Raw genomic sequence first — 20,876 nt, forward strand, 5'->3', positions numbered from 1 at the left:
CGCCTTCCTCTCCGCCCTTCCGCTCCTCCACCGTCTATCCCTTCCTCGGGAACGTCATCCGGACGATCGTTCCGGTGGGCCGGTTCTCAACCAGCTCGAGCGTCCCGTCGGACGTTTTCAGGGTCCAGTAGAGTATCCAGAGGCCGAGTCCTCGGGTGTGGACGAGCGGCGTCTCGCCCGGGCTCCCGATCGCGTCGAGGTCGTATCTCGGGATGCCCTCGCCCGTGTCGGCGACCTCCAGGACTGCCGCCCCGTTCGAGTCCGTACGGACGGTGACGGAGATCGACGCCTCAGGGGGCGTGTGCTCGATCGCGTTCCGCAGCGCCTCCTCGACCGCCCTTCCGAGCGCGGGATGCGAGCGAACGCGGGGGTCGGCCTCGAAGCGCGTCGCGATCTCGACGTCCGGGTGCGTCTCCCGAACCCGAGCGATCCGTTCCTCGACCAGCGACGTGAGGCGGTGTTCCACCGTCCGATGGGCGTTCCATATCGACACGATCTCCCGGGTTCGATCGGTCGTCTCGAGCAGCCGCTCCAGGTGATCCCGAATGACGCGGACGTCCTCGCTCGTGTCGGCCGAGTGGTCGGCGGACTCGACGTTGTCCAGGTGTCCGAGCGCGATCGAGAGCTCGTTTCGGAGGTTGTGCCGGAGGACGCGCTGATTGATGGTCAGGAGCTTCGTCAGGTCCTCGGCCTCCTCGAGCCGCTCTTCGGACTCGACCGCGTGGATCCCGCCCCGGATCCCGACCATCGTCCCGAGGGCGGTCGCGAACGAGAGGAGAAACGAGAACTGGTTCGGGTGGCCCTCCAGCAACCAGATCGTCCAGACGGCGAGCGCCAACAGTGCGAACGACACCGTCACGCCGGCCGCCAACCGAACCGCACGCCACCGGCCGGACTCGGAGATCTCCCGATCCGGAAACTCGTACCCCGTCAAGAGAACGAGCGACGAGAGGCTACAGATCACGAACGCCTCGAGGACGGTCCCGAGTCCCTCGCCCTCCGTGAGGAGGTGGAGGATCCCGAGCCCGAGGGCGAGGATTCCCAACAGGTAGACGGCGTGCTGTGGACGGAGCTGCTCGCGTGGGGACGACACGGGTAACCATCCGAAGAGGGGCATAAATCAGTTGGGTGCGTCGACCGGAACCGATTTGGCGGGTCCCCGCGACTCACCGACCGTGACGCGGGTGTGTCTCCTCGGCGAGTCCGACGCGAACCTGAGCTACGAGCTGCTGTCCCGCGAGACCGCGCGGGAGGCGCTCGCGACCTACGAGATCGCCGAGCCGTTCGCGAACAGCGTCGCCGTCGACACCGTGAGCCTCGGGACGGCGGTGTCGCTTCTCAACGACCTCGAGTGGTACCTCGTCCGCTTCGTCGCCGAGGCGATCGTCCTGGAACCGTCCGTCTCCCGAACCGAGTGGCTCTCCCGTGACCTCGCACGCGAGGTCCGCGACGGCGAGGTCCCACCCGAGGAGACCGACCAGCGGCTCAAGGTGTTCGGACTCGTCGACGGCGAGCCGGTCGAGCCGCTCTTCGTCCGGCGGACGCAGGGAGAGGTCCCCGAGTACGACCTCCGCGACGTCGAGGAGACGCTCGTGGTCCGGGTGAGCGAGGCGGAATTCTCGGGATGACCCCCTCGATCGATCTCGACCGCTCGAACCCGCTGAGGTACCTCTTCGCGACCGTCGCCGTCTGGATCGTCGTCACCGGCGTCGTCGAGTTCACGGTCGCCGGCGGGCGCCCGGTCGACGCGGTCGTCACGGGGACGTTCGGCGGCCTCGCTTTCGGCGTCGCGACGCTTCTCTTGGGACGGAGCGACCGAGACTGAATCGACGAGGTCCCGCGCTCGTCACAGCGGGAGAACGCCGTCATCAGTTGTGCCGTCGGTCGTGTCGTCGGTGCCGCCATCGGTCGTGTCGTCAGTTCCACCGTCGGTCGTGTCGTCAGTTCCACCGTCGGTCGTGTCGTCGGTGCCGCCATCGGTCGTGTCGTCAGTTCCACCGTCGGTCGTGTCGTCGGTGCCGCCGTCGGTGTCACCGTCGGAAGACCCGTCGGTGGAGTCGGAGTCGTCGCGGTCGGCTTCGGTCCCTCCGTCGCTCCCGGAGGAGTCGCGGACGTCCTCGCCCTCGCCGAAGATATCGGTCTCTATCGTCTCCTCGTAGGTGAGTTGGTCTAAGGGGACGGTGACCTCCTCGCCGGAGGGGAACTCGATCACGGCGTAGAACTCGATCCGGAGGTCGCTCACCTGATGGCCGTTGACCTCCTCGTCGAGGTGGGTGACCCACCACTCGTCGAGCCGCCGGTTATCGAGCGCCGTGGTGAATTCGACGGTCTCGGAGGCCCGCGAGGGGATCACGTACCCCTCGTCGGTCCGACCGGACGCCATCTCGACGCCGTTCATCGTGACGTCGTACCCGATCTCGGTGACCGCGTACGGCTCGAGGTTCGGGTTGTAGACAACGAACGCCATGTCGATCGGCGTTTCGGTCTCCGAGACCGATCCCCACTGCCCGCGGGTCTCGTTGACGTACAACACCGGGTCGTCGACGAGGGCGCTGTCGGCGTTGACCGGCCGCGTCTCCCCCGAGTTGAACGCGCCGAGGAGGTCCGTCTCTATCTCGCGCGTCCGGCTGAACTCCACGCCCCGCCCGAGGCGGTCGGAGGTGACGGTCGCGTCGATGACGACGTCCGTTTGCTCGTCGTTTCGAACGTGACTGGTCCACCACGGCGGGATCGCGTCGTTTCGCATCCGGGTTTCGAACCCGAGCGTGGAGTTCCCGGTCCCGATCCGGATCCCTTCACGACCGCCCCGTGCCATCTCGACGTCATTCATCGAGACGGTGTAGTTCACGGCCACGCCGTCGAGCCCGACCCCGATCGGGTTCGGGTTGGCGACGACGATGTCCGTCTCGACCGTCGTCGTCTCGTTCGTTACCTCGCCGAAGGTGTTGTCGACGGCCGCGACGCTCGGCGTTCCGAGTACCCCGAGCGCGAACGCCCCGCCGACGCTCCCGACGACGACCAGCAGCCCGAGGAGCGCGATCCTGACCTTCGATCCGACGAGCACGGAGCGGACGGCGCCCGTATCCATGGTCGGTCGAACCGGCGGATCGACAAAACCGTACCGCTCCCCGATCCGTCGATCGTCCCGTGCCAGTTCAGCGGCCGATCGTCCCCTGGCGGGTGACCGGTGCGTCGGGGTCGATGCGGAACGCGACCAGGGTCGCGTCGGTGTCGGCGACCAGCGTGAGATCGGCCCCTTCGCCGACGAGCAGGCCGCTCTCGGTCGGTTCGAACGTCTCCCCGCCGCCGGAGACGGTCCCGTCGAACGCGTAGAAGTACGTGTCGAGACCGTCCCCGGCCGGAACGTCGACCCGTTGGCCCGCCTCGAGGCGGACGTCGTGGAGGTGGACACGGTTTCGGACCGAGAGGGGCGCGTCGGAACTTTCGGGACCGAACAGGTGTCGCCACTCGCCCGCGACCGGTTCGGGGAGCGGTTCGTGTTGGATCCCGGAGGGGAGGTCGAGTTCGCGCGGGCGGACGAAGATCTGGAGCATGCGGAGGGGCGGGTCGTCGGCGAGGGTGCGTTCCGCGTGCCAGAACCCCTCGCCGGCGTTCATGACCATGAGGTGGTCGGCGTCGGTGACGAGCTCGTTGCCCTCGCGGTCGTCGTGGCGCATCACGCCCGCGGGCACCCACGAGACGATCTCCTCGTTTCGATGCTGGTGCATCGGGATCAGGGTGCCGGGGTCCATGAACGACTCGACGACGGTCGAGAGGGGACCGTACCCGTGGTCGTCGTGGTCGGGACGGAGCCGGCCGGGGAAGTTGAACCGCGTTCGGAACGACCCCTGATCCTGTTCGACCGTCGATCGCGGGGCCGTGTGAAGCGCCGCCGTCGATCCGGTGCTCATGGGAACGGTACGGGCGCGGGAAACAAATAGACGACGTCTCCGGCCCCTCGACGTGTCTCCCGTCGGTCGAGGTGTCCGAACGCGGGCACCGCGGCGTCTCAGATCCGGAACGCGGTAAAGAGGAGGAGCAGAACCGAGACGATACAGACGAACGCGATCCAGCCGACCATGATGATCCCCGCGCGTCGCATGGTGAGTTCTTCCCCGCTGAGGATCTTGCCGATGCTCATGCGAGAGCCATCGCTCAGCCGGGATATAAAACGTCGGCTTTCGAGTCGGGATCGGAACGGCGACCGTCCGGAGCGGGCGCCGACCCTCCGAAGCGGGCGTCGACCGCCAGTCACTCCCCGCGCAAGACCAGCGGTTCGATGGCGAGCGTCCGCTTCGCGACCGTCAGGATCCGGAGGACGTACGAGACGAACAGCATGAACGGCAGGACCGTCACCGCGAACGCGCCGCCGACGACGAGCACGACGTTGGCGACCCCGAGCGTCGCGCCGGGAACCGCCGCGGCGTCGACGACCGCGAGCGTGACGCCCGCGACGACCAGCGCGGGCACCGCCGCGTAGAGGATCAGCTGGGAGAGCTCGATGAGCGCCCACTGGAAGTAGAGCGTCTTCACGTGTTCGCGGGCCGGGCCGAAGAGCGACAGCGACCCCTTCAGCTCCCCGAGGAGTTCCCGGTCGCGATCGGAGAGCGACGCCGCGTGTACCGACGACACCCGTTCGACTCGCCCGATCAGTCGCCCGTACTCGAACCCGAGCGCGGCGGAGACGACGGAAAAGGACCCGAACCGCGCCCCGTCGAGCCGCTCGCTCACGGGTTCGGCGTTCCGACGGACGTCCCCGGTGAGCTCCTCCACGTCGGACTCGAGCGACGCGTCCGCGCTTCCGGAGACGGATTCGCGAAGGGCCTCGGCTCGGTCCGCCGCGGTCCGGACGAGGTCGTCGAGGAAGGCGGCCGGGTCGGTCGCGGCCGGCGAGCCGGTCAGGTCCGCGGTGAACTCCCTAACGTCCATCGAGTTGCTCATTCGGTCGCGCTGGTCGCCAAGCGGGCCGTTCTCCTGGGTGAGCACGAGCTGACCGATCGTGACGACGAGCGTCGTGCCGGTCACGACGACCGTGATCATCGCCCCGAACATCGTCTCGATCGGGTCGCCCGACTCGAGCTGCGTGACGAACGACGGCGAGACGGCGGAGGCGACCGCGACGAACGCCACGAACACGGCGAGCGTCGAGACGCCGGCGACGAGCAGCCGGTTCGCGTCCAGCAGGAACCAGCGCGCCGGACGGGACGACCTGCCGGTCATGCCCGTCCGTTCGGCACGACCGGTCGTTTGAACACGAGGTACTTGCTCCCGCCGCCCTCGTAGTCGATCGTCGTCACGAGTTCCCACCCCTCGGCTCCCAGCTCGTTCAGCTCCGCCTCCGGGTCCGTCGCCTCCTTTCGCGTCTCGTCGCGGGGCGGCCGGAGCGTCTCGTACTCCCACCGAACGTCGTCGGGTTCCGACATGCGGACGGCTACACGCCGGAGGTGCGTATATCCTCGTGTCACCGGGACTCGGTTCCACGTCGAAGCGACGAGGGAGACGAGCGTGTCGAAGCGACGGAGGAGGCGAGCGTGTCGAGGAAACGAGTGTGGATGACTTTTGGTCGTCCCCGCGGACGGGAGGGTATGCCCGCCGACCTCGCGGAGAAGACGGACCGCTACGAGCGGATGCTCGCCGACGCGCTGGACGCCGCGGAGCCCCGCCCGCCGGCAGAGACGCCGCTCGGCGTCGCGGCCGCGGAGATCGTCGAGATGGCGAAGTCGTACCTGGAGGACGGCCGTCACTTTCGCGCGGACGACGACCCGGTCAACGCGCTCGCGTCCTACTCGTACGGCTACGGCTGGCTCGACGCCGGCGTCAGGATGGGGCTGTTCGCGGTCCCTGAGGACACCGAGCTGTTCACGACGTGAGCGCCGCGACCCCCGCCGACCGGCTCACGACGTGACGCTCGCCGACCGCCCCGTCCCGCGCGCATTTATGTATCCGTCCGCCGATTCGCGTGTATGAGCGAACTCGCGGACCTGACCGAACGGCTGGTCTCGATCCCCTCCCACGAGGACGAGACCGCCGCCGGCGACGCCATCGAGGAGTGGCTCCGGATGGAGACCGACGCCGACGTCGAGCGCGACGCCGCCGGCAACGCCATCGCGTACAAGCGAGCCGACGGGAGCGACGTCCCCGCCGACCACGGGGCCGGAACAGACCCCGACGCGGAGACGCTCGCGCTCGTCGGCCACCACGACGTGGTCCCGCCCGCCGAACGACAGACGAACGGTGAGGGGGCGGACGGCGAGTACGTCGTCGAGCGCCGCGACGGCCGGATCTACGGCCGCGGATCCGCGGACATGAAGGGCGCGGTCGCCGCCTGCCTGCTCGCGTTCCGGGACGCGACGCCGCCCGCCGGCCGCGAGCTCGCCGTCGCCTCCCTCGTCGGCGAGGAGACGGGCGGCGAGGGCGCTCGACACGCGATAGACGATGGGTTCGTTCCCGACCACGCGCTCGTCGCCGAGGGGTCGACGAACTACTCGAAGCCGGGCGTGACCGACGTCGCCGTCGCCCACAAGGGCCGGCGGGCGTCGACGCTCGTCGCCTCGGGCGACGCGGCACACGCCTCCGAGCCCGAGGCGGGCGAGAACGCGGTCTACCGCGCCTGCGACGCGGTCGACGTCGTCCGCGACCTCGACGCGCCCGAGACGACGGTGTTCGGCGAGGACGTGACGGGCTCCGTCGTCGTCACGGGCTTCCACGGCGGCGACACCTGGAACGTGATCCCCGACCGCTGTGAGGTGACGATCGACGAGCGCACCGTCCCGGGCGAGCGGGCGGACCTCGCGCGCACGGAGGAGGTACCCGGCGTCGAGTGGACGGTCGGACAGGACCTCCCGCCGATGGGCTGTGGCGACGACGCGTTCGCGGACGCGGCGCTGTCGGTCGCACGCGGAGTCCACGAGGAGCGCGGGCTCGAGCACCCGGAACACGTCATCAAACCGCACGCCACGGACGCGGGGTGGCTCTCGGAGGCCGGCACGGAGTGTCTCGTCTGTGGACCCTCCGAACCCGGCGAGGCGCACACGGAGACGGAGAGCGTCTCGATCGACGTGCTGGAGCGCTGTCGGGAGCTGTACGCGTCGCTCGCGGAACGCGAGTGGTGATCGAACGGCGGCGCGGCTGCGACGAGCGACCGGACCGTCGCCGTGGCGTTTCGGTCGAACGGCCGCCGCGACGCGCCGCTCGTCGGGGTCGTATGGAAGGGGTTTTATGCGGCCCTGCGGAAGTGAGGCCCACTATGGGAGACAAATCGAAGGCCAAAAAGAAGCGTCTGGCGAAGGCGGAGCGCCAGAACACCCGCGTCCCCGCGTGGGTCATGATGAAGACCGACATGAACGTCACGCGAAACCCCAAGCGGCGCAACTGGCGCCGGAACGACCTCGACGAGTAAATGAGCACGAGTGATTTCGAGGAGCGCGTCGTCACCGTCCCGCTCCGCGACGCCAAGGAGAAGCCGGTCCAGCAGCGCGCCGACTACGCCGTGAAGATCGTCCGCGAGCACCTCGCGAAACACTTCTCGGTCGACGGCGAGGACGTGATCCTCGACGCCTCCGTCAACGAGGCCGTCTGGGCGAACGGTCGGCAGAACCCGCCGAGCAAGCTCCGCGTCCGCGCGGCCCGGTTCGTCGAGGACGGCGAGCCGGTCGTCGAAGCCGAGCACGCCGAGTAACGTGTTACGGGCGACCTTCACCGGCTCGTCGTACGTGGGGGTCTTCGCCCGCGTCGTCGACGACCTCCTCCTGGTCAGGCCGGACGTCGACGACGACCTCGCCGAGGACCTCGGCGCGGAGCTCGGCGCGGACGTGCTCGCGACCACCGTCGGCGGCTCCAACACCGTCGGGTCGCTCGCGGCCGGCAACGAGAACGGCGTGCTCGTCTCCGAGCGCGCGACCGATCGGGAGAGGGAGCGGATCGCCGAGGCCGCCGACCGCGAGGTGAACGAGCTGCCCGGCCGGATCAACGCCGCCGGCAACGTCGTGTTAGCCAACGACTACGGCGCGTACGTCCACCCGGACCTGCCGCGCGAGGCGATCACGACGATCAAGGAGACGCTCTCGGTCCCGGTCGAGCGCGGCGACCTCGCGGACGTGCGGACCGTCGGCACGGCGGCGGTCGCGAACGACACCGGCGTGCTCTGTCACCCGAAGTCCCGCGAGTCGGAGCTCCAGGCCGTCGAGGAGGCCCTCGACGTCCGGGCGGACCTCGGGACGGTCAACTACGGTGCGCCGCTCGTCGGATCCGGCCTCGTCGCGAGCGACGACGGCTACGTCGTCGGCGAGGACACGACCGGCCCCGAGTTGGGGCGCATCGAGGAGACGCTCGGGTTCATCGACTGATCGCGGACGGACCCGCTCTCTCCCTTCGTTTTCGACGCTTCTTCCGGTTCCGTTCCGTCGTCCGTTTTTAGGAAGATACTTCCCTGTCCCTATCGCATGACGGGACATGAGTACTTACACCGTGAGCGGACGGTTCCAGAGCAGAGACGGCTTCCAGCCGTTCACCAAGGACGTCGACGCGGAGAACGAGGACCTCGCGCGCGAGCGCATCTACACGCAGGTGGGCAGCCAGCACAACCGGAAGCGCACCCAGATCGAGATCGAGGAGGTGTCCGCGGCATGATGGGCGGCGGACAACAGCAGCTCCAGCAGCTCTCCCAGGAGCTTCAGGCGCTCGACGAGGAGATCGAGGTACTCGAGACGGAAGTCGAGGAGTACCGTCAGGAGAAGAGCGACATCGACGACGCCGTCGAGGCGATCGAGACGCTCGAGACCGGCGCGACGGTCCAGGTGCCGCTCGGCGGCGGCGCGTACGTCCGCGCGGAGGTCCAGGACATCGACGAGATCGTCGTCTCGCTCGGCGGCAACTACTCGGCCGAGCAGGAGCAGGACGACGCCATCGACGTGCTCCGACGCAAACAGGACGCGCTCGACGACCGCATCGAGGAGACCGAAGCGGAGATCGACGAGCTGGAAGACGAGAGCCAGGAGCTCGAACAGCAGGCCCAGCAGATGCAACAGCAGATGCAACAACAGCAGATGCAGCAGATGCAAGGGCAGGCCGACGACGAGTGAGGTAACGGACCGTGTTCGACGGACTGAAGGACAAGCTGAGCAGCTTCCGTGAGGACGTAGAGGAGTCCACGGACGCCGAGGAACCTGCCGAGAGCGAGGCCGGAACCGAAGCCGACGCGGCCGCGGAGCCGGAGTCCGCGACCGCCGACGAGGCGACCGGTTCCGTCGACTCGACGCCCGCGACGGACTCGACCGACGACGAGGAGACGGCGGACGCGGACGATTCGGCGGAACCGAGCACCTTCCAGCGAGCGAAGGCCTTCGCGACCGGTCGCATAATCATCGAGGAGGAGGACCTCGAGGAGCCGCTCTGGGACCTCGAGATGGCGTTGCTCGAGAGCGACGTCGAGATGAGCGTCGCGGAGCGGATCCTCGAGACGGTGCGCGAGACGATGCTCGGCGAGTCGCGAAAGCAGGTCGAGACGACCGGCGAGCTGGTCGAACGGGCGCTTCACGACGCCCTCCTCGACGTGATCGCGGTCGGGCAGTTCGACTTCGAGGAACGCGTCGCGGAGGCCGAGAAGCCGCTGACGATCGTCTTCACCGGCGTCAACGGCGTCGGCAAGACGACGACGATCGCCAAGCTCTCGGAGTGGCTCGAGGATCGCGGCTACTCCTCGGTGCTGGCGAACGGCGACACCTACCGCGCGGGCGCGAACGAGCAGATCGCGGAACACGCCGATCGGCTCGACCGCGAGCTGATCTCCCACGACCAGGGCGGCGACCCGGCGGCCGTGATCTACGACGGCGTCGAGTACGCGCGGGCGAACGACGTCGACGTCGTCCTCGGCGACACCGCGGGCCGGCTCCACACGAGCGACGACCTGATGGCGCAACTGGAGAAGATCGACCGCGTCGTCGACCCGGACATGACGCTGTTCGTCGACGAGGCGGTCGCGGGACAGGACGCCGTCAACCGCGCCAAGGAGTTCAACGAGGCCGCCGAGATCGACGGCGCGGTGTTGACGAAGGCGGACGCCGACTCCTCCGGCGGCGCGGCGATCTCGGTCGCGTACGTCACCGGCAAGCCGATCCTCTTTTTAGGGACCGGCCAGGGCTACGACGACTTGGCGCGATTCGATCCCGAGGCGCTCGTCGACAGCCTGCTCGGCGAGGAGTAGGGTCGCCGGTCCCCTCGCGGGACTGTGCGTTCGCTTATAAAGTGTGCGGGAGCGAACCGCACACCGGCGACGGGATCAGAACCCTTAACAGTTCACCGCGGTTTGATCACGATAGCGGGATGGGATAGCCAGGAGATTCCGCCGGGCTCATAACCCGGAGATCGGTAGTTCAAATCTACCTCCCGCTACTTCTCTTCGACGTTCCGACCGGAGACGGTCGATGGTCTCGTTTCGATTCAACCCGGAAGCGATTTCCGTCGTCCAGTCCATCGTCCGGGTATGGAATACGAATCGAGCCTCGACCGCGCGATGGACGCGGTCCCGGACTTCGACGGGTCCGACGAGCGGCTGTCGGTCCCCGACCCCGAAGCACAGAAGGACGGCGCGTTCACCCGACTGACGAACCTCTCGGCCATCGCCGACGCGTTGAGCCGCGACCCCGAGCACGTCCACTCGAAGATCCAACAGGAACTCGGGACGGCCGGCCAGTACGAGGACGGCCGCGCGCGATACAGCGGGAACTTCCGCGAGCGCGACTTCCAGGCGGCGATCGACTCGTACATCGAGTCGTTCGTCACCTGCTCGGAGTGCGGCCTGCCCGACACCCGACTGGAGACGGAGAATCGGACGCCCATGCTCCGCTGTGAGGCCTGCGGGGCGTTCCGACCGGTCGCGAAGCAGACGACGTCGAACACCCAGCGCCAGGAGGAGGCCATCGAGGAGGGCAACACCTACGAGCTGGAGATCGTCGGTACGGGCCGCAAGGGCGACGGCGTCGCCGAGCGCGGTGAGTACACCGTCTTCGTTCCCGGCGCGCAGGAGGGAGAGACCGTCCGAGCGTACATCAAGAACGTCTCGGGCAACCTCGCGTTCGCTCGCCGAGAGAACTGACCGTGCTCGCGCCCGCCGAACTCGATCTCGTCCGTCGGTTTCAATCGACGCGCTCCGCGAGCGCCGTGTGTGCGGTCTCCTCGACGTGACGAGTGACGAACGCGTCGGCCGCGTCGGCGGACTCGAAGACCTGTTCGGACGGGCACTCACGGCAGACGGCGTGATACAGTCGCGAACGATTCTGTGAAGCCATACGCTCCTCTCGGCTCCGAAGCGGTTAGTTAAGCGGCCGTTATCGGTTCGGTAGACCGACCCTATCTCCCCGTCTCGAACCGGTCGATTGCGAGCGAAAGCATGTCCGTGCTGACCGGCTGGAACTCCTCGCGCTCGTGGTCAGGGAGGTACTTTCGAACGCCGTTCCAGGACTCCCGGGCGTAGCGCGCATCGAGCAGGACTCGAAGGCCGCGCTCGTCGGATCCGCGAACGACCCTTCCGACGGCCTGTCGGGCCTTCCTGACGGCGGGGACGGTGAGTGCGGTCTCGAACCCCGACTCGAAGCGCCTATCGTAGGCCGCGATCACCGCCCGCGTTCGGGGTCTGGCGGTGTTGATGATGGGGACGCCGCAGACGACGGCCGCGGCGAGCCGGTCCCCGCGGTAGTCGACCCCTTCCGTGAGCGTTCCTCTGAGGCTGGTGACGAGGACCTTCCCTTCGCCCTCGAAGAAGGCGTGCTTGAGCGACTCGGTCTCGCGGTCGCCCGAGGACTCGTCGAGCAGCACCGATTTCTCGAGACGGACGTCCAGCTCGTCGGCGAACCACGCCGCCTCGGCGTAGTTCGGCGCGCCGACCAGCACGTTCCCCTCGCGACTCGCGACCGTCTCGACCGCATCGAGGTGGGCGAGCCGGGTCTCGGTCCGCTCGCCCGGCGCGCCGCGGTTGGCGTGCGTGAACTTCGGCGCGTCGACCGCGAAGCTCGCGCGGTTCTCGGGGGGAAACGAGAGCCCGTACGTCCGTTCGACGACCGGCCGGCCCCGCTCGGCGAGGTGATCGAGTCCCGTTACCTCTCGAAACACGTCCATCGGTTCGAGCGTCGCGCTCATCACCACGCCACCGCCGAACTCCCCAAGTCGCTCGCCGATCGGCCCGCTCGGGAGGCAGTTGTACAGCGCGAGGCTCGCGTTGTACGCGCGCCGCCAGGAGTCCGGCGGCTCCGTCTCGTCGCGGGTGCGCTCGAGGTCGATGGCCCGGAAGAAGTCGGTGTGGCCCTCGCGGTACCACGCGTTGAGGGTGCGGCCGACGCCGGGTGCGGCGCGCCGTTTGTCCTCGTCTTCGAGCGTGTCGAGCACGCGCTTGACCGTCGCGCCGACGGCGGGCGCGCGCGACCAGACGCGGTCGCGGTATCCGGCCTCCTCCGCCCACGTCGTGATCTCGTCCTCGGCGGGCTCCTCGGGGTCCCGTAGCGGGATCTCGTCGTCCTCGAGGTCGCGCATCGACGCCCGCCAGTCCGGACGCTCGCGGTCGAGATGGGCGGTGACCCGGCGATCCAGCTCCTCCCGGAGGTCACCGTAGAACTCCCGAACCGCCTCCAGTTCCTCGATCGTCACGTCGCTCTCCTCGAGTTCCCCGCGGACGAGGTCCGCGTCCTCGGATTCGGCGCCCTCCCGCTCGAAGGAGAGCGGCTGGACGATGCGGGTGATCTCCGAAACCGCGTCACGGAGGCTCGCGTCGGCGACCGCGTCGCTGACGAGGTCCCGCACGCGCGGCTCCAGCATGTGCGCTTCGTCACAGACGAGGAACGTCTCGTCGTCCATCAGCGCGCCCGTGAACGTCGCGGCCGTGGTCGGGTCGAACGCGTGGTAGTAGTTGCCGATCACGACCTCGACCTCGGGTACGAGCGCGCCCATCACCGAGTGTGGACACGAGCCGTGGCCCGCCGAGAGGCGGACGAGTTCCTCGGCGTCGACGTGGCCGAGCTCGGTGGCGTCGAACGGGACCGCCTCCGCCGGGTCGCCGCCGTCGTCGGGGACGTCGTCGAGAAACCCCGCGTAGAAGGGACAGAACTCGGTCTCGCCGAACGTCTCGGTGTCCGGGGGGTACGGCGTCGGCTCGCCGTCGACGGTCAGGTAGTCGGCGGCGGGGCCGTCGGTCGATCCGCCTCCGGCCGCGCCGCTCCCGTTCCTCGAGTCCAGCAGGCCGACCTGTTGGCTCCGCGCCTCGCTCGCGAGAGCGCCGGCGGTCGTCTCGCCGCCCTCGCCGACGAGGTTCCGAGTGCGCTCGCGGAGCCCCTCACAGCGCTCGTAGACGTTCTCGCGGTCGATCCCGCCGCGGTTCTCGCGGGCGTACGGACAGACGTCCGCCTTGCCGACGAGAGTCAACCCGGAGACGGAGTCGTAGCCGTCCGGGAGGTTCGCGTTGATCGTCTCGAGATCCGTCTCGAACTGGCGGAGCTGCTGTTTGACGCTCGTGAGCACGAACACGCGCTCAAACTCGGAATTCGGATCGCGGACGCGGTCGATCCCGGCGGTCAGCGCCAGCATCGTCTTGCCGGTCCCGCACGCGCCCTCGAGCGCGAGGAAGCCGCCGTCCTCGGCGGCGTCGATCGCTGCGTCGATGCCGTCCGCCTGTTCGGGGTACGGCTCCTCGTGGCCAAAGACGTCGGCCCACCGCGGATCGTCGGTCACTACGCCGGGGTTACGCCCCATCCCGGTTAAACCTTCAGAGGCGTGTCGGTCGGACCGGAACCGCTCGCCCGCGCACCAACACGGTCACTCACTCGCTCACGCACCGGCACGTCCCCACGGTCACTCGGTCGCGGTCCCGCGCCCTCCGGGAAGCCCCCTGCCGACGTGGAGCGCGCCGAGGACGGCGGCGACCGCGAGGACCCCGACCCCGCCGGCGACGAACGCGGCGTCGAACCCGATCCGCTCGGCCGCGACACCGAGGGTGCCGCTGCCCGTCGATTCGAAGAGCAGTGCGATCCCGCTGAAGACGGCGTACGCGCTCGCGCGGTTGTCGGCGGGAAGCGAGTCGAGCAGGAACGTGTCGGCAGCGGGAAACATCGCGTGGGCGACGAAGCCGATCGCGACGGTGGCGACCACCAGCATGACGGCGGATTCGACGACGACGAGCGCGAGGATCGAACCGCCGAAGGAGACGAGAATACCGAGGAGATACGGGATCTGCGGGAGCCTGTCGGCGAGCTGGCCGCCGAACCAGAACGCCGGCAGTCCGGCCGCGAAGACGACCGTGAGGAGCGTGTTCGCGAGTCCCGTCGAGAGCCCCTTGGTCCCGGTCAGGTACGTGACGTAGAAGTTGAACACGCCCTGCCAGACGAATCCGGGGGCGGCCACGACGACGACCACGAGGAGGATGACCCGCCAGTGGCGCAACGCGGACCGGAAGTCCCGGTCCGCGCCCGCGCTCTCGGGGAGCGGCTCCCGTCGGAGCACGACGAACAGGACGGCGGTGACGGCGATCGCCGCCGTCGCGAGTATTCGAAACACGTCGTTCCACCCCGCGACGACGAGGATACCGACCACGACGCCGGGAGCGATAACGGCCGCGAGCTGGCTCGCGGCCCCGTGGATACCGATGGCACGACCGCGACCGCTCGGGAACAGCTCGGCGACGAGCGGCACCGCGGCGACGAAGTACGCCCCGGAGGCGAGTCCGATGGAGAGCGCCCCCGCTTGGAGCGCCCGGATGGATCCGGCGCTCCCGGTGAACGTCGCCGCCGCGGAGAGCGCGATCCCGGAGCCCAACACCACGTAGTGTCTGGGGACCCGCGTGAGGAGGTAACCGACCGGGATCCGCGGGAGCGCCGAGCCCACCCACACCAGCGTCGTGACGGAGCCGACGACCGCGGGGCTCGCCCCGAACTCGGAACCGATCGTGGGGACGAGCGGCGCGAACGCGACGCGTCCGAGGTTGATGAGAAAGACGAGCCCGCAGAGCGTGCCGAAGGCCCGCCGGGTCATACCGGTCGGTGTCGGGCGGTCCCGCAGTCGGACGGGCCGGTCAGCGCCGGCGGAACGACCTCTCGGCCGTCACACGCCACAGACGTCGAAGAGGTCGTCCAGCGTCTCGATCTCCCAGGTCGGCCAGACGTTGAGTTCCCAGTCGCGGCGGTGCGGACGGCGGATGAACGCGGAGTCGACTCCCGCGTTCTGTGCGGCTTTCACGTCGGACTCGTTGTCGCCGACGAAGAGCGCCGAGTCGGCGTCCAGATCGCCGAGCGCCTGCTCGAGGTAGTGCGGGTTGGGTTTCCGGAGTTGGAGGCTGTGGATCGTGGGCTCACGCCCGTAGGCCGCGCCGAACTCCTCGAAGCCGTCGAAGTGATCGACGAGGAAGTCGACGGTCGCCTGCTGGTTCGAGGAGACGATCCCCATCTTCACGTCGAGGTCGCCGAGGGTGTCGAGGTCGTTGTACGGGGTCTTGCGGCCCGCGCGCGCCTCCTGCTGTTGTGCTCTCGAGACCACGTCGTCGCGCGTCCGCCAGAACGATCCGGGATCGAGGTCGTACGTTTGACAGACGGTCCCCACGCTGCCGGGGGTAGCGCCGATCGTCATCCGCTCTACGTCGTCGGGGTCGGGGTCGTCGACGCCGCACTCCTCGAACGCGTCCCGGGTAGCCTCCCGGAGCACGTCGAAGCGCGTGCGGCCGACGAGAACACCGTCGTTGTCGAAGACGACGGTATCGTATCTCATACGATTCGTCCTCGCCCGACGCGTAAAAACGTTTCACCTCGGAGATGCGTGCCGTTCAAGGCCGCGTCGACCGGGAAACGGGCCGATATCGGGACGTTCGTCGCCACCGCTGACGGCGACGGCACCCCTTCGACCCTGACGATCCGCGACCGACGGCGACGACACGGTTACAATCGCCGGCGATGACGGCACACACGACGCGAACACTACCCATGATAGCAATCGACATCGACGGAACCACGTTCACGGCCGAACTCCACGAGGACCGAGCGCCCGAGTCGGTCGCGGCGGTTCGCGAGTTCCTGCCGCTGGAGTCGGAGCTCATGCACGTTCGTTGGAGCGGGATCGCCACCTGGATCGACATCGACGAGATCGACCTCCCGGAGATCCCCCGGGAGAACCACACGGTCTATCCGTCGCGCGGCGACCTCCTGTTGTACCCGGGGTATCGGAACGAACAGGAGATCCTCCTCCCCTGCGGACCGACCTGCTTCAAGAGTCCCGCGGGCGAGCTCGCCGGCAACCACTTCGCGACGGTCGACGCGACCGCGGAGGAGCTCCGCGAGATCGAACGGGCGACGCTCCGCGACGGCGTCCACGACGTCGAGATCAGGGAAGTCGACTCGTAGTCGCGGCGCGCGTCCGGTCGAGAATTCGACGTGGATCGGGGCGGCTCGACGCGACCGACACCGATCGAACCGCTTCGGTGAAACCGCCGGTTTTTGTGCTACCGCGGAGGAGGTCCGGCATGCGCGTGAGCGTCATCGGCGGGGGTTCGATCCCGCCGGACACGGCGGCGGTCGCGGAGGAGCTCGGAGCCGAACTCGCGGAGCGCGGCCACGCCGTCGTCTGCGGCGGCCTCGGCGGCGTGATGGAGGCGGTCTGTCGGGGCGCTCACGAGGCGAGAGACGGGGACGAAACGAGAAGGAGGGATGAAACGGGGGACGGGGCCGAGACGATCGGGATCCTCCCGACCGATCGGCGCGCCGATGCGAATCCGTACGTCACGACCCCCATCGCGACCGGGCTCGGCCACGCCCGCAACGCGCTCGTGGTGATGAACGGCGACGCCGCGATCGCGGTGAACGGCGGCCCGGGGACGCTCTCGGAGATCGGACTCGCGCTCGCGCACGGCCGGGCGGTCGCGGGGCTCGACACCCACGACGTGGCCGGCGTCGAGGCGGTCGCGTCGCCGGCCGCCGCGGTCGACCACGTCGAGGCTGCGGTGGGGACGGTCTCGAGTCCCTGACCGACATCGGCGAAAACGGTAACCGGATCGGCCGAGAAGTCGGTCCGATGTCGCTCGCGATCGTCCTCCTCTACGGCCTCGTCGGGTTCGGTCTGGTCTCGTTCGCCGCGTTCGTCGGGTCGATACGGGCGCTCCAGGTGTACTTCGACCCGACGCGGACAGCTACTTCCTCGACGACGACCACGACCCGCCGGAGTTCGAGTGACGGGGCGGTCGGGTCGGCCGCCTACCAGGTGTCGTGGAACGTGTCGAACTCGATCTGGTCGAGCGGGCGCTCGCCGATCGCGGCCTCGTACTCGCCGGGGGTCAACATGGGCTTGTGGAACCGCGGGCCGTCGTCTGTCGTGATCCGAGGACAGCCGGTGTTGACGAACGCGTCCATGTCGAAGTTGCGGAGGCGGTCGGGGGTCACCTCGTCCATCGTGATCAGGTAGGCGTTCTCGTTGTTCTCGACGATCTCCTGTGCCGTCTCCCAGCGTCCCTGGCCGATCTTCGTACAGAAGATGACGCCCCACTTCTCCGCGTCCATCGCCTTGTGGACCGAGGCGTACCGCTGTTTGAGGAACTGGTCGTGTTCGGCGATCGACACCGCGTTATTGACGGGATCGGCGATGACGACGGTCTTCTCCGGGTGTTCCATCGCGAGACCGACCGGGTGGAACTTCCCGCCGCCGACGTACAGCACCTGGTCGGCGGGGATGTCCGCGGAGGCGTAGTTACAGCCCAGCACCTGCCCCTCCTTCGTGAGCCGGTCGTCGCCGCGGCGGGTGTGGACCTCGTAGCCGCGCTCCTCAAGCCAGTCGGTCATCTCCTCGAAGCGGTTCATGTGCTGGGCGGTCGTGACGAGCCCCACGTCGGGGTCCTCCTCGGGGTCGGGCAGCTCCTCGAGCGACTCCTCCATGATCGGGAAGGGGTCGACGTTGGAGAACAGGGGCACGTAGACGATGCTGTCTGACTCCTTCATCGGCGTGTGGCCGAAGTGGACGAAGACGTCCGTCCGGCGCATCAGGTAGGTGTCGAGGTCGCAGGCGCCGTAACACGGCTGCCCCGACAGCATGAACGTCACGTCGTCGGGGGCGACCTCGCGGAGGTCGTCGGCGACCTGCGGGCCGCGGCGTTTGAGCCCCTCCGGGAACTGGAGGCCGACCTTGCTCGCGTCCCGCTCCTCGATGGCCTCGACGATCCGGTCGAGTTCGTAGTCCCACTCTCGGTCGTGTTTCAGCGACATCCCCGTCTTGGTGAGGTCGCCCTCCGTGGACCCGCTCATGTCGATCGGATCGTGGGTCTGGACGGTTAAACCGCGCGTTCGACGGTCGAGGCGTCGGGGACGGCCGACTCGGCGGGGACGGTCGGGGCGTCGGAGAGGGTCGAGCCCGGCCCGTCGGTTCCGAGCGGGGCCGCTACTCCACGTCGCCGCCGTGGAACAGCGTCAGCTCCTCGGCCTCGTAGACGTCGATGAGTTCGGTCACGATCTCGTCATACTCCTCGTCGTCCCGCCGGAGCGCGTCGAGCCGTTCGACGGTCGACTCGTCGAGGTGTATCTGGGGCACGTCGGGGGAGTTCGTCGCTCGGGTTCAAAAGCGCACGGTCGTGTTCGCGGAGGCGGAAGCGCGACCGTCGAACGGTTCGCCTCCGCGCTCGGCGTCACTTCCCGCCGAACCGGACGGACGTCCCTTCGTCACGCGACGTCGACCGCTCCGCGATCGACCGGCGGGCAGACCGTCGCACGTCGGCCTCGCCGATCCCGTCGCGCTCGAAGACGATCGCGCCGTTGAGGTCGACGACGCTGTCGGGCTCGGGGATCAGATCGAGGATCTCGGCGGTCGACAGCGGTCGCGGCCCCTCGCGGTCCGCGCCGATGAGCTCCGGGACGGTGTCCGCCCACTCGAAGAGTGGATGGTACTCCGTTCCGACCCGAGCGTCGACCGACGGGAGCGACCGCCACGAAACGGCGTGTTCCGTCTCGGAGACGGACCGTACCCGGACCAGCCCCTGTGCGCCCGCCCGTTCCGGCGTGACCGCGATGGCCGACGGATCCCCGGCGAGACGGACGCCCGCGATCTCGCGGACCCGCGCGAGCGCGACGCTCGCCGCGAGCGGCGTCGCGGTCGCGAGCAGCCCGACGAGCGTCCGGATCCGGGTCGCTCCGAGCGCGCCGTCGACGGCGATCGACCCGAGCGACCCGACCTCCACCGACGCGGCGGCCGGCGCGACGCGACCGGCGTGCTCGAACGCCGTCGTCGTCGGCACGGTCTCGAGATCCGCGACGTCGACGACGCCGTCGGCGCAGGCGACGCGGCTCCCGTCGGTCGGGAGCGAACACAGACACAGGCCGACGCCCGGGTCGGCGAGCAGACCGCGGAACTCCTCGCGAGTCGGGCGGACGGCCGCCTCCCACGCGTCGACGCCGTCGGGCGGCTCCGGCTCCGTCATGGCCCGCTCGATGACTCGGGCTCGCTCGTCCGAGTCCGCCACGAACGCCACCCGGAGGTCGCCCTTCGTCGGTCGGGATCGGGAGAGGCCGTTCTCGTACGCGGCGACGCTCAGGGCGGCGGTACCGGAGGGGAGCGGGGCGTCGTCCGGGCTCGGCGTTCCCTCCGCGATCGCGAGCGACGGCGAGGTCGCCACCGCGACCGGTGAATCGGAGACCGCCGTACGTCCCCGGTCGCCGGATCCCGACCTCGGTTCCGTCGTCGCCGGCGATCCGCGAACCCGGATCGGCGCGAGCAGATGCGCGAGGTGGCCGAGCAGTTCCATCCCGGACGGTCCCGGTCGGAGGACCGCCGTCGTCGGCCAGTCCGGGAGATACGGATCGACGGTCTCCGGGTCGACCTCGAGGTACTCCATCAGTCGGTCGCTCATCGAGCGGTCGGCCAGGCCCGGCGGGTAGAACGGTAGCTCCCCGCCGACCGCCTCGTACTCGTACCGCTCGGAGGGGACGTACCCCTCCGTCCGCGCCAGCGAGTCCAGAAACAGCGTCGTCCCGAGGATCTCCGAGACCCGGCGTTCGAGCGCGACCCCCTCGGTCGGCAGCGGTTCGACGTACCCGGTCTCGAGCCGAAGCGCCGGATCCGCGCCGGCGACGACGGTCGCGCCGAGGTAGTACGCCAGCGGCGCGACCCGGTAGACGTCCGCGTACGTCGCCGGAACCGCGATCTCGACCCCAGTGTCGGGCGTCTCGAGGGGCGCGGGGATCTCGAGTTCGTCTCCGCGCGCGATTCGGGGCGGGTACCCGCGGAGCGTCGGCCAGGACCGCTCCGGCGACGGCTCGGCGATCGACGAGCCGAGCGCCGACACCGCCGTCATCAGCGCGTGCGGGTCGTCGGGGACCGTCATCGTCGCCTCCGGGCGGGTGTGAAGCGACCGCCCGCCGACGGTCACGGTCGTCGGTCCGTCGAACTCGATCTCGACGGCCCCGCCGTCGGCCATCCCGGTCGCCGAGACCTCGACGTCGACCGCGCGGACGAACGCCTTCGTCACCCCGACGACGTCGAAGCAGTAGGACCCGCGCGGAAGCGTGAGGTCGTCGGAGAGTTCGGCGACGAACTCCCCACCCGACTCGCGGACGCTCACCGTCGCGTACTTCGGGATCGACACCGACTCGGCCTCGAGGCTCACCGCCCGGTCGACGGGGAGCGCGAACAGGTCGACGAGCGCGGGCCGCGGGTCCGGCTCCCGGTCGAACCGGAGCGCGAGCCGTTCGTCCTCGAGCGCGTCGCGGACGTACAGCGTCTCGCCCGCCATCTCGAAGGTCACCCGCCGACCGTCGTCCGAGCCAGTCATCGAACGCGAGACTCGCGCGACGCGTATGACGCTGTCGGTCGATCCGGGGTCGCGAGTTCGCGACGATCGGACTCGCCTCCCGGACCCGGGCGGAACGCTTTTTCTC

The 20,876-nt window shown here is 69.1% G+C and carries 26 protein-coding genes and 1 tRNA gene; 14 read left to right on the top strand and 13 right to left on the bottom strand.

Annotation, left to right across the window (positions count from 1 at the left end):
• Positions 1 to 34: 34 nt before the first annotated feature.
• A complete protein-coding gene (locus tag FN829_RS05335; protein WP_185955690.1) occupies positions 35 to 1,093 on the bottom strand; it encodes a sensor histidine kinase in 1,059 nt (352 codons plus the stop codon).
• A gap of 82 nt (positions 1,094 to 1,175) precedes the next feature.
• On the opposite strand from FN829_RS05335, the gene FN829_RS05340 reads away from it, so the two are divergent.
• Together FN829_RS05340 and FN829_RS05345 are read left to right on the top strand one after the other, a co-directional pair.
• Complete coding sequence (locus tag FN829_RS05340; RefSeq protein ID WP_142985964.1) at positions 1,176 to 1,628, top strand: DUF5804 family protein; 453 nt, start codon at positions 1,176 to 1,178, stop codon at positions 1,626 to 1,628.
• Positions 1,625 to 1,825: a hypothetical protein gene (locus FN829_RS05345; protein WP_142985965.1), complete on the top strand. Its 201-nt coding sequence runs from the start codon at positions 1,625 to 1,627 to the stop codon at positions 1,823 to 1,825. Before FN829_RS05340 ends, FN829_RS05345 begins: the two co-directional genes overlap by 4 nt.
• Before the next feature lie 21 nt (positions 1,826 to 1,846).
• On the opposite strand, the gene FN829_RS05350 is transcribed toward FN829_RS05345, so the two are convergent.
• The 5 genes from FN829_RS05350 to FN829_RS05365 all read right to left on the bottom strand — a co-directional run bounded on the left by FN829_RS05350 (position 1,847) and on the right by FN829_RS05365 (position 5,423).
• A complete protein-coding gene (locus FN829_RS05350) occupies positions 1,847 to 3,088 on the bottom strand; it encodes an LEA type 2 family protein (RefSeq protein ID WP_142985966.1) in 1,242 nt (413 codons plus the stop codon).
• A gap of 67 nt (positions 3,089 to 3,155) precedes the next feature.
• Positions 3,156 to 3,911, bottom strand: a complete 756-nt coding sequence (locus FN829_RS05355; RefSeq protein ID WP_142985967.1) for a pirin family protein — start codon at positions 3,909 to 3,911, stop codon at positions 3,156 to 3,158.
• Positions 3,912 to 4,009: 98 nt separating this feature from the next.
• Complete coding sequence (locus FN829_RS16365) at positions 4,010 to 4,141, bottom strand: hypothetical protein (protein ID WP_275542341.1); 132 nt, start codon at positions 4,139 to 4,141, stop codon at positions 4,010 to 4,012.
• A 110-nt stretch (positions 4,142 to 4,251) separates the two neighbouring features.
• Positions 4,252 to 5,307: a hypothetical protein gene (locus FN829_RS05360; RefSeq protein WP_394348702.1), complete on the bottom strand. Its 1,056-nt coding sequence runs from the start codon at positions 5,305 to 5,307 to the stop codon at positions 4,252 to 4,254.
• The gene (locus tag FN829_RS05365; protein ID WP_142985969.1) at positions 5,217 to 5,423 is read right to left on the bottom strand and encodes a DUF4177 domain-containing protein; all 207 of its coding nucleotides are present in this window, start codon (positions 5,421 to 5,423) and stop codon (positions 5,217 to 5,219) included. Before FN829_RS05365 ends, FN829_RS05360 begins: the two co-directional genes overlap by 91 nt.
• A gap of 162 nt (positions 5,424 to 5,585) precedes the next feature.
• Here FN829_RS05365 and FN829_RS05370 point away from each other — a divergent pair, with 162 nt between their 5' ends.
• From FN829_RS05370 to FN829_RS05415, 10 genes are all read left to right on the top strand, one after another.
• Entirely contained in the window at positions 5,586 to 5,870 is a 285-nt protein-coding gene (locus tag FN829_RS05370; RefSeq protein WP_142985970.1) for a DUF357 domain-containing protein, read from the top strand.
• A gap of 93 nt (positions 5,871 to 5,963) precedes the next feature.
• Entirely contained in the window at positions 5,964 to 7,112 is a 1,149-nt protein-coding gene (locus FN829_RS05375; RefSeq protein WP_142985971.1) for a M20 family metallopeptidase, read from the top strand.
• Positions 7,113 to 7,246: 134 nt separating this feature from the next.
• Positions 7,247 to 7,399, top strand: a complete 153-nt coding sequence (locus tag FN829_RS05380; protein ID WP_023498294.1) for a 50S ribosomal protein L39e — start codon at positions 7,247 to 7,249, stop codon at positions 7,397 to 7,399.
• Positions 7,400 to 7,678, top strand: coding sequence for a 50S ribosomal protein L31e (locus FN829_RS05385; RefSeq protein ID WP_066415670.1), 279 nt, complete (start codon positions 7,400 to 7,402; stop codon positions 7,676 to 7,678).
• Position 7,679: 1 nt separating this feature from the next.
• A complete protein-coding gene (locus tag FN829_RS05390) occupies positions 7,680 to 8,345 on the top strand; it encodes a translation initiation factor IF-6 (protein ID WP_142985972.1) in 666 nt (221 codons plus the stop codon).
• A gap of 106 nt (positions 8,346 to 8,451) precedes the next feature.
• On the top strand, positions 8,452 to 8,628 hold the full coding sequence (rpl18a, locus tag FN829_RS05395; protein WP_142985973.1) for a 50S ribosomal protein L18Ae: 177 nt from the start codon (positions 8,452 to 8,454) through the stop codon (positions 8,626 to 8,628).
• Positions 8,628 to 9,080 carry a prefoldin subunit alpha gene (gene pfdA, locus FN829_RS05400; protein WP_142985974.1) on the top strand — a complete coding sequence of 151 codons (453 nt, stop codon included), beginning with the start codon at positions 8,628 to 8,630 and terminating at the stop codon, positions 9,078 to 9,080. The genes rpl18a and pfdA overlap by 1 nt, the downstream gene beginning before the upstream one ends.
• An 11-nt stretch (positions 9,081 to 9,091) precedes the next feature.
• Positions 9,092 to 10,201 (top strand): signal recognition particle-docking protein FtsY, encoded by a 1,110-nt coding sequence (ftsY, locus tag FN829_RS05405; RefSeq protein WP_142985975.1) that lies wholly within the window; start codon positions 9,092 to 9,094, stop codon positions 10,199 to 10,201.
• Positions 10,202 to 10,314: 113 nt separating this feature from the next.
• Positions 10,315 to 10,389, top strand: a tRNA-Met gene (locus tag FN829_RS05410).
• A 91-nt stretch (positions 10,390 to 10,480) separates the two neighbouring features.
• A complete protein-coding gene (locus tag FN829_RS05415) occupies positions 10,481 to 11,092 on the top strand; it encodes a translation initiation factor IF-2 subunit beta (RefSeq protein WP_142985976.1) in 612 nt (203 codons plus the stop codon).
• A 40-nt stretch (positions 11,093 to 11,132) separates the two neighbouring features.
• Here the strand turns inward: FN829_RS05415 and FN829_RS15840 are convergent, their stop codons facing one another.
• The 4 genes from FN829_RS15840 to FN829_RS05430 all read right to left on the bottom strand — a co-directional run bounded on the left by FN829_RS15840 (position 11,133) and on the right by FN829_RS05430 (position 15,738).
• The gene (locus FN829_RS15840; protein WP_185955691.1) at positions 11,133 to 11,285 is read right to left on the bottom strand and encodes a hypothetical protein; all 153 of its coding nucleotides are present in this window, start codon (positions 11,283 to 11,285) and stop codon (positions 11,133 to 11,135) included.
• A 61-nt stretch (positions 11,286 to 11,346) separates the two neighbouring features.
• Entirely contained in the window at positions 11,347 to 13,713 is a 2,367-nt protein-coding gene (locus FN829_RS05420; RefSeq protein WP_142985977.1) for an ATP-dependent DNA helicase, read from the bottom strand.
• A 120-nt stretch (positions 13,714 to 13,833) separates the two neighbouring features.
• Positions 13,834 to 15,009, bottom strand: a complete 1,176-nt coding sequence (locus FN829_RS05425; RefSeq protein ID WP_142985978.1) for an MFS transporter — start codon at positions 15,007 to 15,009, stop codon at positions 13,834 to 13,836.
• A 69-nt stretch (positions 15,010 to 15,078) separates the two neighbouring features.
• Positions 15,079 to 15,738 carry an HAD family hydrolase gene (locus FN829_RS05430; protein ID WP_142985979.1) on the bottom strand — a complete coding sequence of 220 codons (660 nt, stop codon included), beginning with the start codon at positions 15,736 to 15,738 and terminating at the stop codon, positions 15,079 to 15,081.
• A gap of 212 nt (positions 15,739 to 15,950) precedes the next feature.
• Between FN829_RS05430 and FN829_RS05435 the strand changes: the two genes are divergently transcribed.
• Both FN829_RS05435 and FN829_RS05440 read left to right on the top strand, forming a co-directional pair.
• The gene (locus FN829_RS05435) at positions 15,951 to 16,367 is read left to right on the top strand and encodes a DUF3830 family protein (RefSeq protein ID WP_142985980.1); all 417 of its coding nucleotides are present in this window, start codon (positions 15,951 to 15,953) and stop codon (positions 16,365 to 16,367) included.
• Positions 16,368 to 16,486: 119 nt separating this feature from the next.
• A complete protein-coding gene (locus FN829_RS05440) occupies positions 16,487 to 16,987 on the top strand; it encodes an SLOG cluster 4 domain-containing protein (protein ID WP_142985981.1) in 501 nt (166 codons plus the stop codon).
• A gap of 226 nt (positions 16,988 to 17,213) precedes the next feature.
• Here the strand turns inward: FN829_RS05440 and dph2 are convergent, their stop codons facing one another.
• The 3 genes from dph2 to FN829_RS05450 all read right to left on the bottom strand — a co-directional run bounded on the left by dph2 (position 17,214) and on the right by FN829_RS05450 (position 20,770).
• Positions 17,214 to 18,254, bottom strand: coding sequence for a diphthamide biosynthesis enzyme Dph2 (gene dph2 / locus FN829_RS05445; RefSeq protein ID WP_142985982.1), 1,041 nt, complete (start codon positions 18,252 to 18,254; stop codon positions 17,214 to 17,216).
• Between the two features lie 133 nt (positions 18,255 to 18,387).
• On the bottom strand, positions 18,388 to 18,537 hold the full coding sequence (locus FN829_RS15845) for a DUF7557 family protein (RefSeq protein ID WP_185955692.1): 150 nt from the start codon (positions 18,535 to 18,537) through the stop codon (positions 18,388 to 18,390).
• 94 nt (positions 18,538 to 18,631) lie between these two features.
• Positions 18,632 to 20,770: a hypothetical protein gene (locus tag FN829_RS05450; RefSeq protein WP_142985983.1), complete on the bottom strand. Its 2,139-nt coding sequence runs from the start codon at positions 20,768 to 20,770 to the stop codon at positions 18,632 to 18,634.
• Between the last annotated feature and the right edge of the window lie 106 nt (positions 20,771 to 20,876).

This window comes from Halorubrum cibi, from assembly GCF_900182635.1.
Classification (GTDB): Archaea; Halobacteriota; Halobacteria; order Halobacteriales; family Haloferacaceae; genus Halorubrum; species Halorubrum cibi.

Bases quoted from the DNA above. Each gene is read 5' to 3' on its own strand.
- rpl18a (WP_142985973.1), top strand. From the start codon at position 8,452: ATGAGTACTTACACCGTGAGCGGACGGTTCCAGAGCAGAGACGGCTTC.
- FN829_RS05365 (WP_142985969.1), bottom strand. From the start codon at position 5,423: ATGTCGGAACCCGACGACGTTCGGTGGGAGTACGAGACGCTCCGGCCG.
- FN829_RS16365 (WP_275542341.1), bottom strand. From the start codon at position 4,141: ATGAGCATCGGCAAGATCCTCAGCGGGGAAGAACTCACCATGCGACGC.
- FN829_RS05350 (WP_142985966.1), bottom strand. From the start codon at position 3,088: ATGGATACGGGCGCCGTCCGCTCCGTGCTCGTCGGATCGAAGGTCAGG.
- FN829_RS05355 (WP_142985967.1), bottom strand. From the start codon at position 3,911: ATGAGCACCGGATCGACGGCGGCGCTTCACACGGCCCCGCGATCGACG.
- FN829_RS05370 (WP_142985970.1), top strand. From the start codon at position 5,586: ATGCCCGCCGACCTCGCGGAGAAGACGGACCGCTACGAGCGGATGCTC.
- FN829_RS05375 (WP_142985971.1), top strand. From the start codon at position 5,964: ATGAGCGAACTCGCGGACCTGACCGAACGGCTGGTCTCGATCCCCTCC.
- FN829_RS15840 (WP_185955691.1), bottom strand. From the start codon at position 11,285: ATGGCTTCACAGAATCGTTCGCGACTGTATCACGCCGTCTGCCGTGAG.
- FN829_RS05435 (WP_142985980.1), top strand. From the start codon at position 15,951: ATGATAGCAATCGACATCGACGGAACCACGTTCACGGCCGAACTCCAC.
- FN829_RS05345 (WP_142985965.1), top strand. From the start codon at position 1,625: ATGACCCCCTCGATCGATCTCGACCGCTCGAACCCGCTGAGGTACCTC.
- pfdA (WP_142985974.1), top strand. From the start codon at position 8,628: ATGGGCGGCGGACAACAGCAGCTCCAGCAGCTCTCCCAGGAGCTTCAG.
- FN829_RS05385 (WP_066415670.1), top strand. From the start codon at position 7,400: ATGAGCACGAGTGATTTCGAGGAGCGCGTCGTCACCGTCCCGCTCCGC.
- FN829_RS05415 (WP_142985976.1), top strand. From the start codon at position 10,481: ATGGAATACGAATCGAGCCTCGACCGCGCGATGGACGCGGTCCCGGAC.
- FN829_RS05425 (WP_142985978.1), bottom strand. From the start codon at position 15,009: ATGACCCGGCGGGCCTTCGGCACGCTCTGCGGGCTCGTCTTTCTCATC.
- FN829_RS05380 (WP_023498294.1), top strand. From the start codon at position 7,247: ATGGGAGACAAATCGAAGGCCAAAAAGAAGCGTCTGGCGAAGGCGGAG.
- FN829_RS05430 (WP_142985979.1), bottom strand. From the start codon at position 15,738: ATGAGATACGATACCGTCGTCTTCGACAACGACGGTGTTCTCGTCGGC.
- FN829_RS05440 (WP_142985981.1), top strand. From the start codon at position 16,487: ATGCGCGTGAGCGTCATCGGCGGGGGTTCGATCCCGCCGGACACGGCG.
- dph2 (WP_142985982.1), bottom strand. From the start codon at position 18,254: ATGAGCGGGTCCACGGAGGGCGACCTCACCAAGACGGGGATGTCGCTG.
- FN829_RS05450 (WP_142985983.1), bottom strand. From the start codon at position 20,770: ATGACTGGCTCGGACGACGGTCGGCGGGTGACCTTCGAGATGGCGGGC.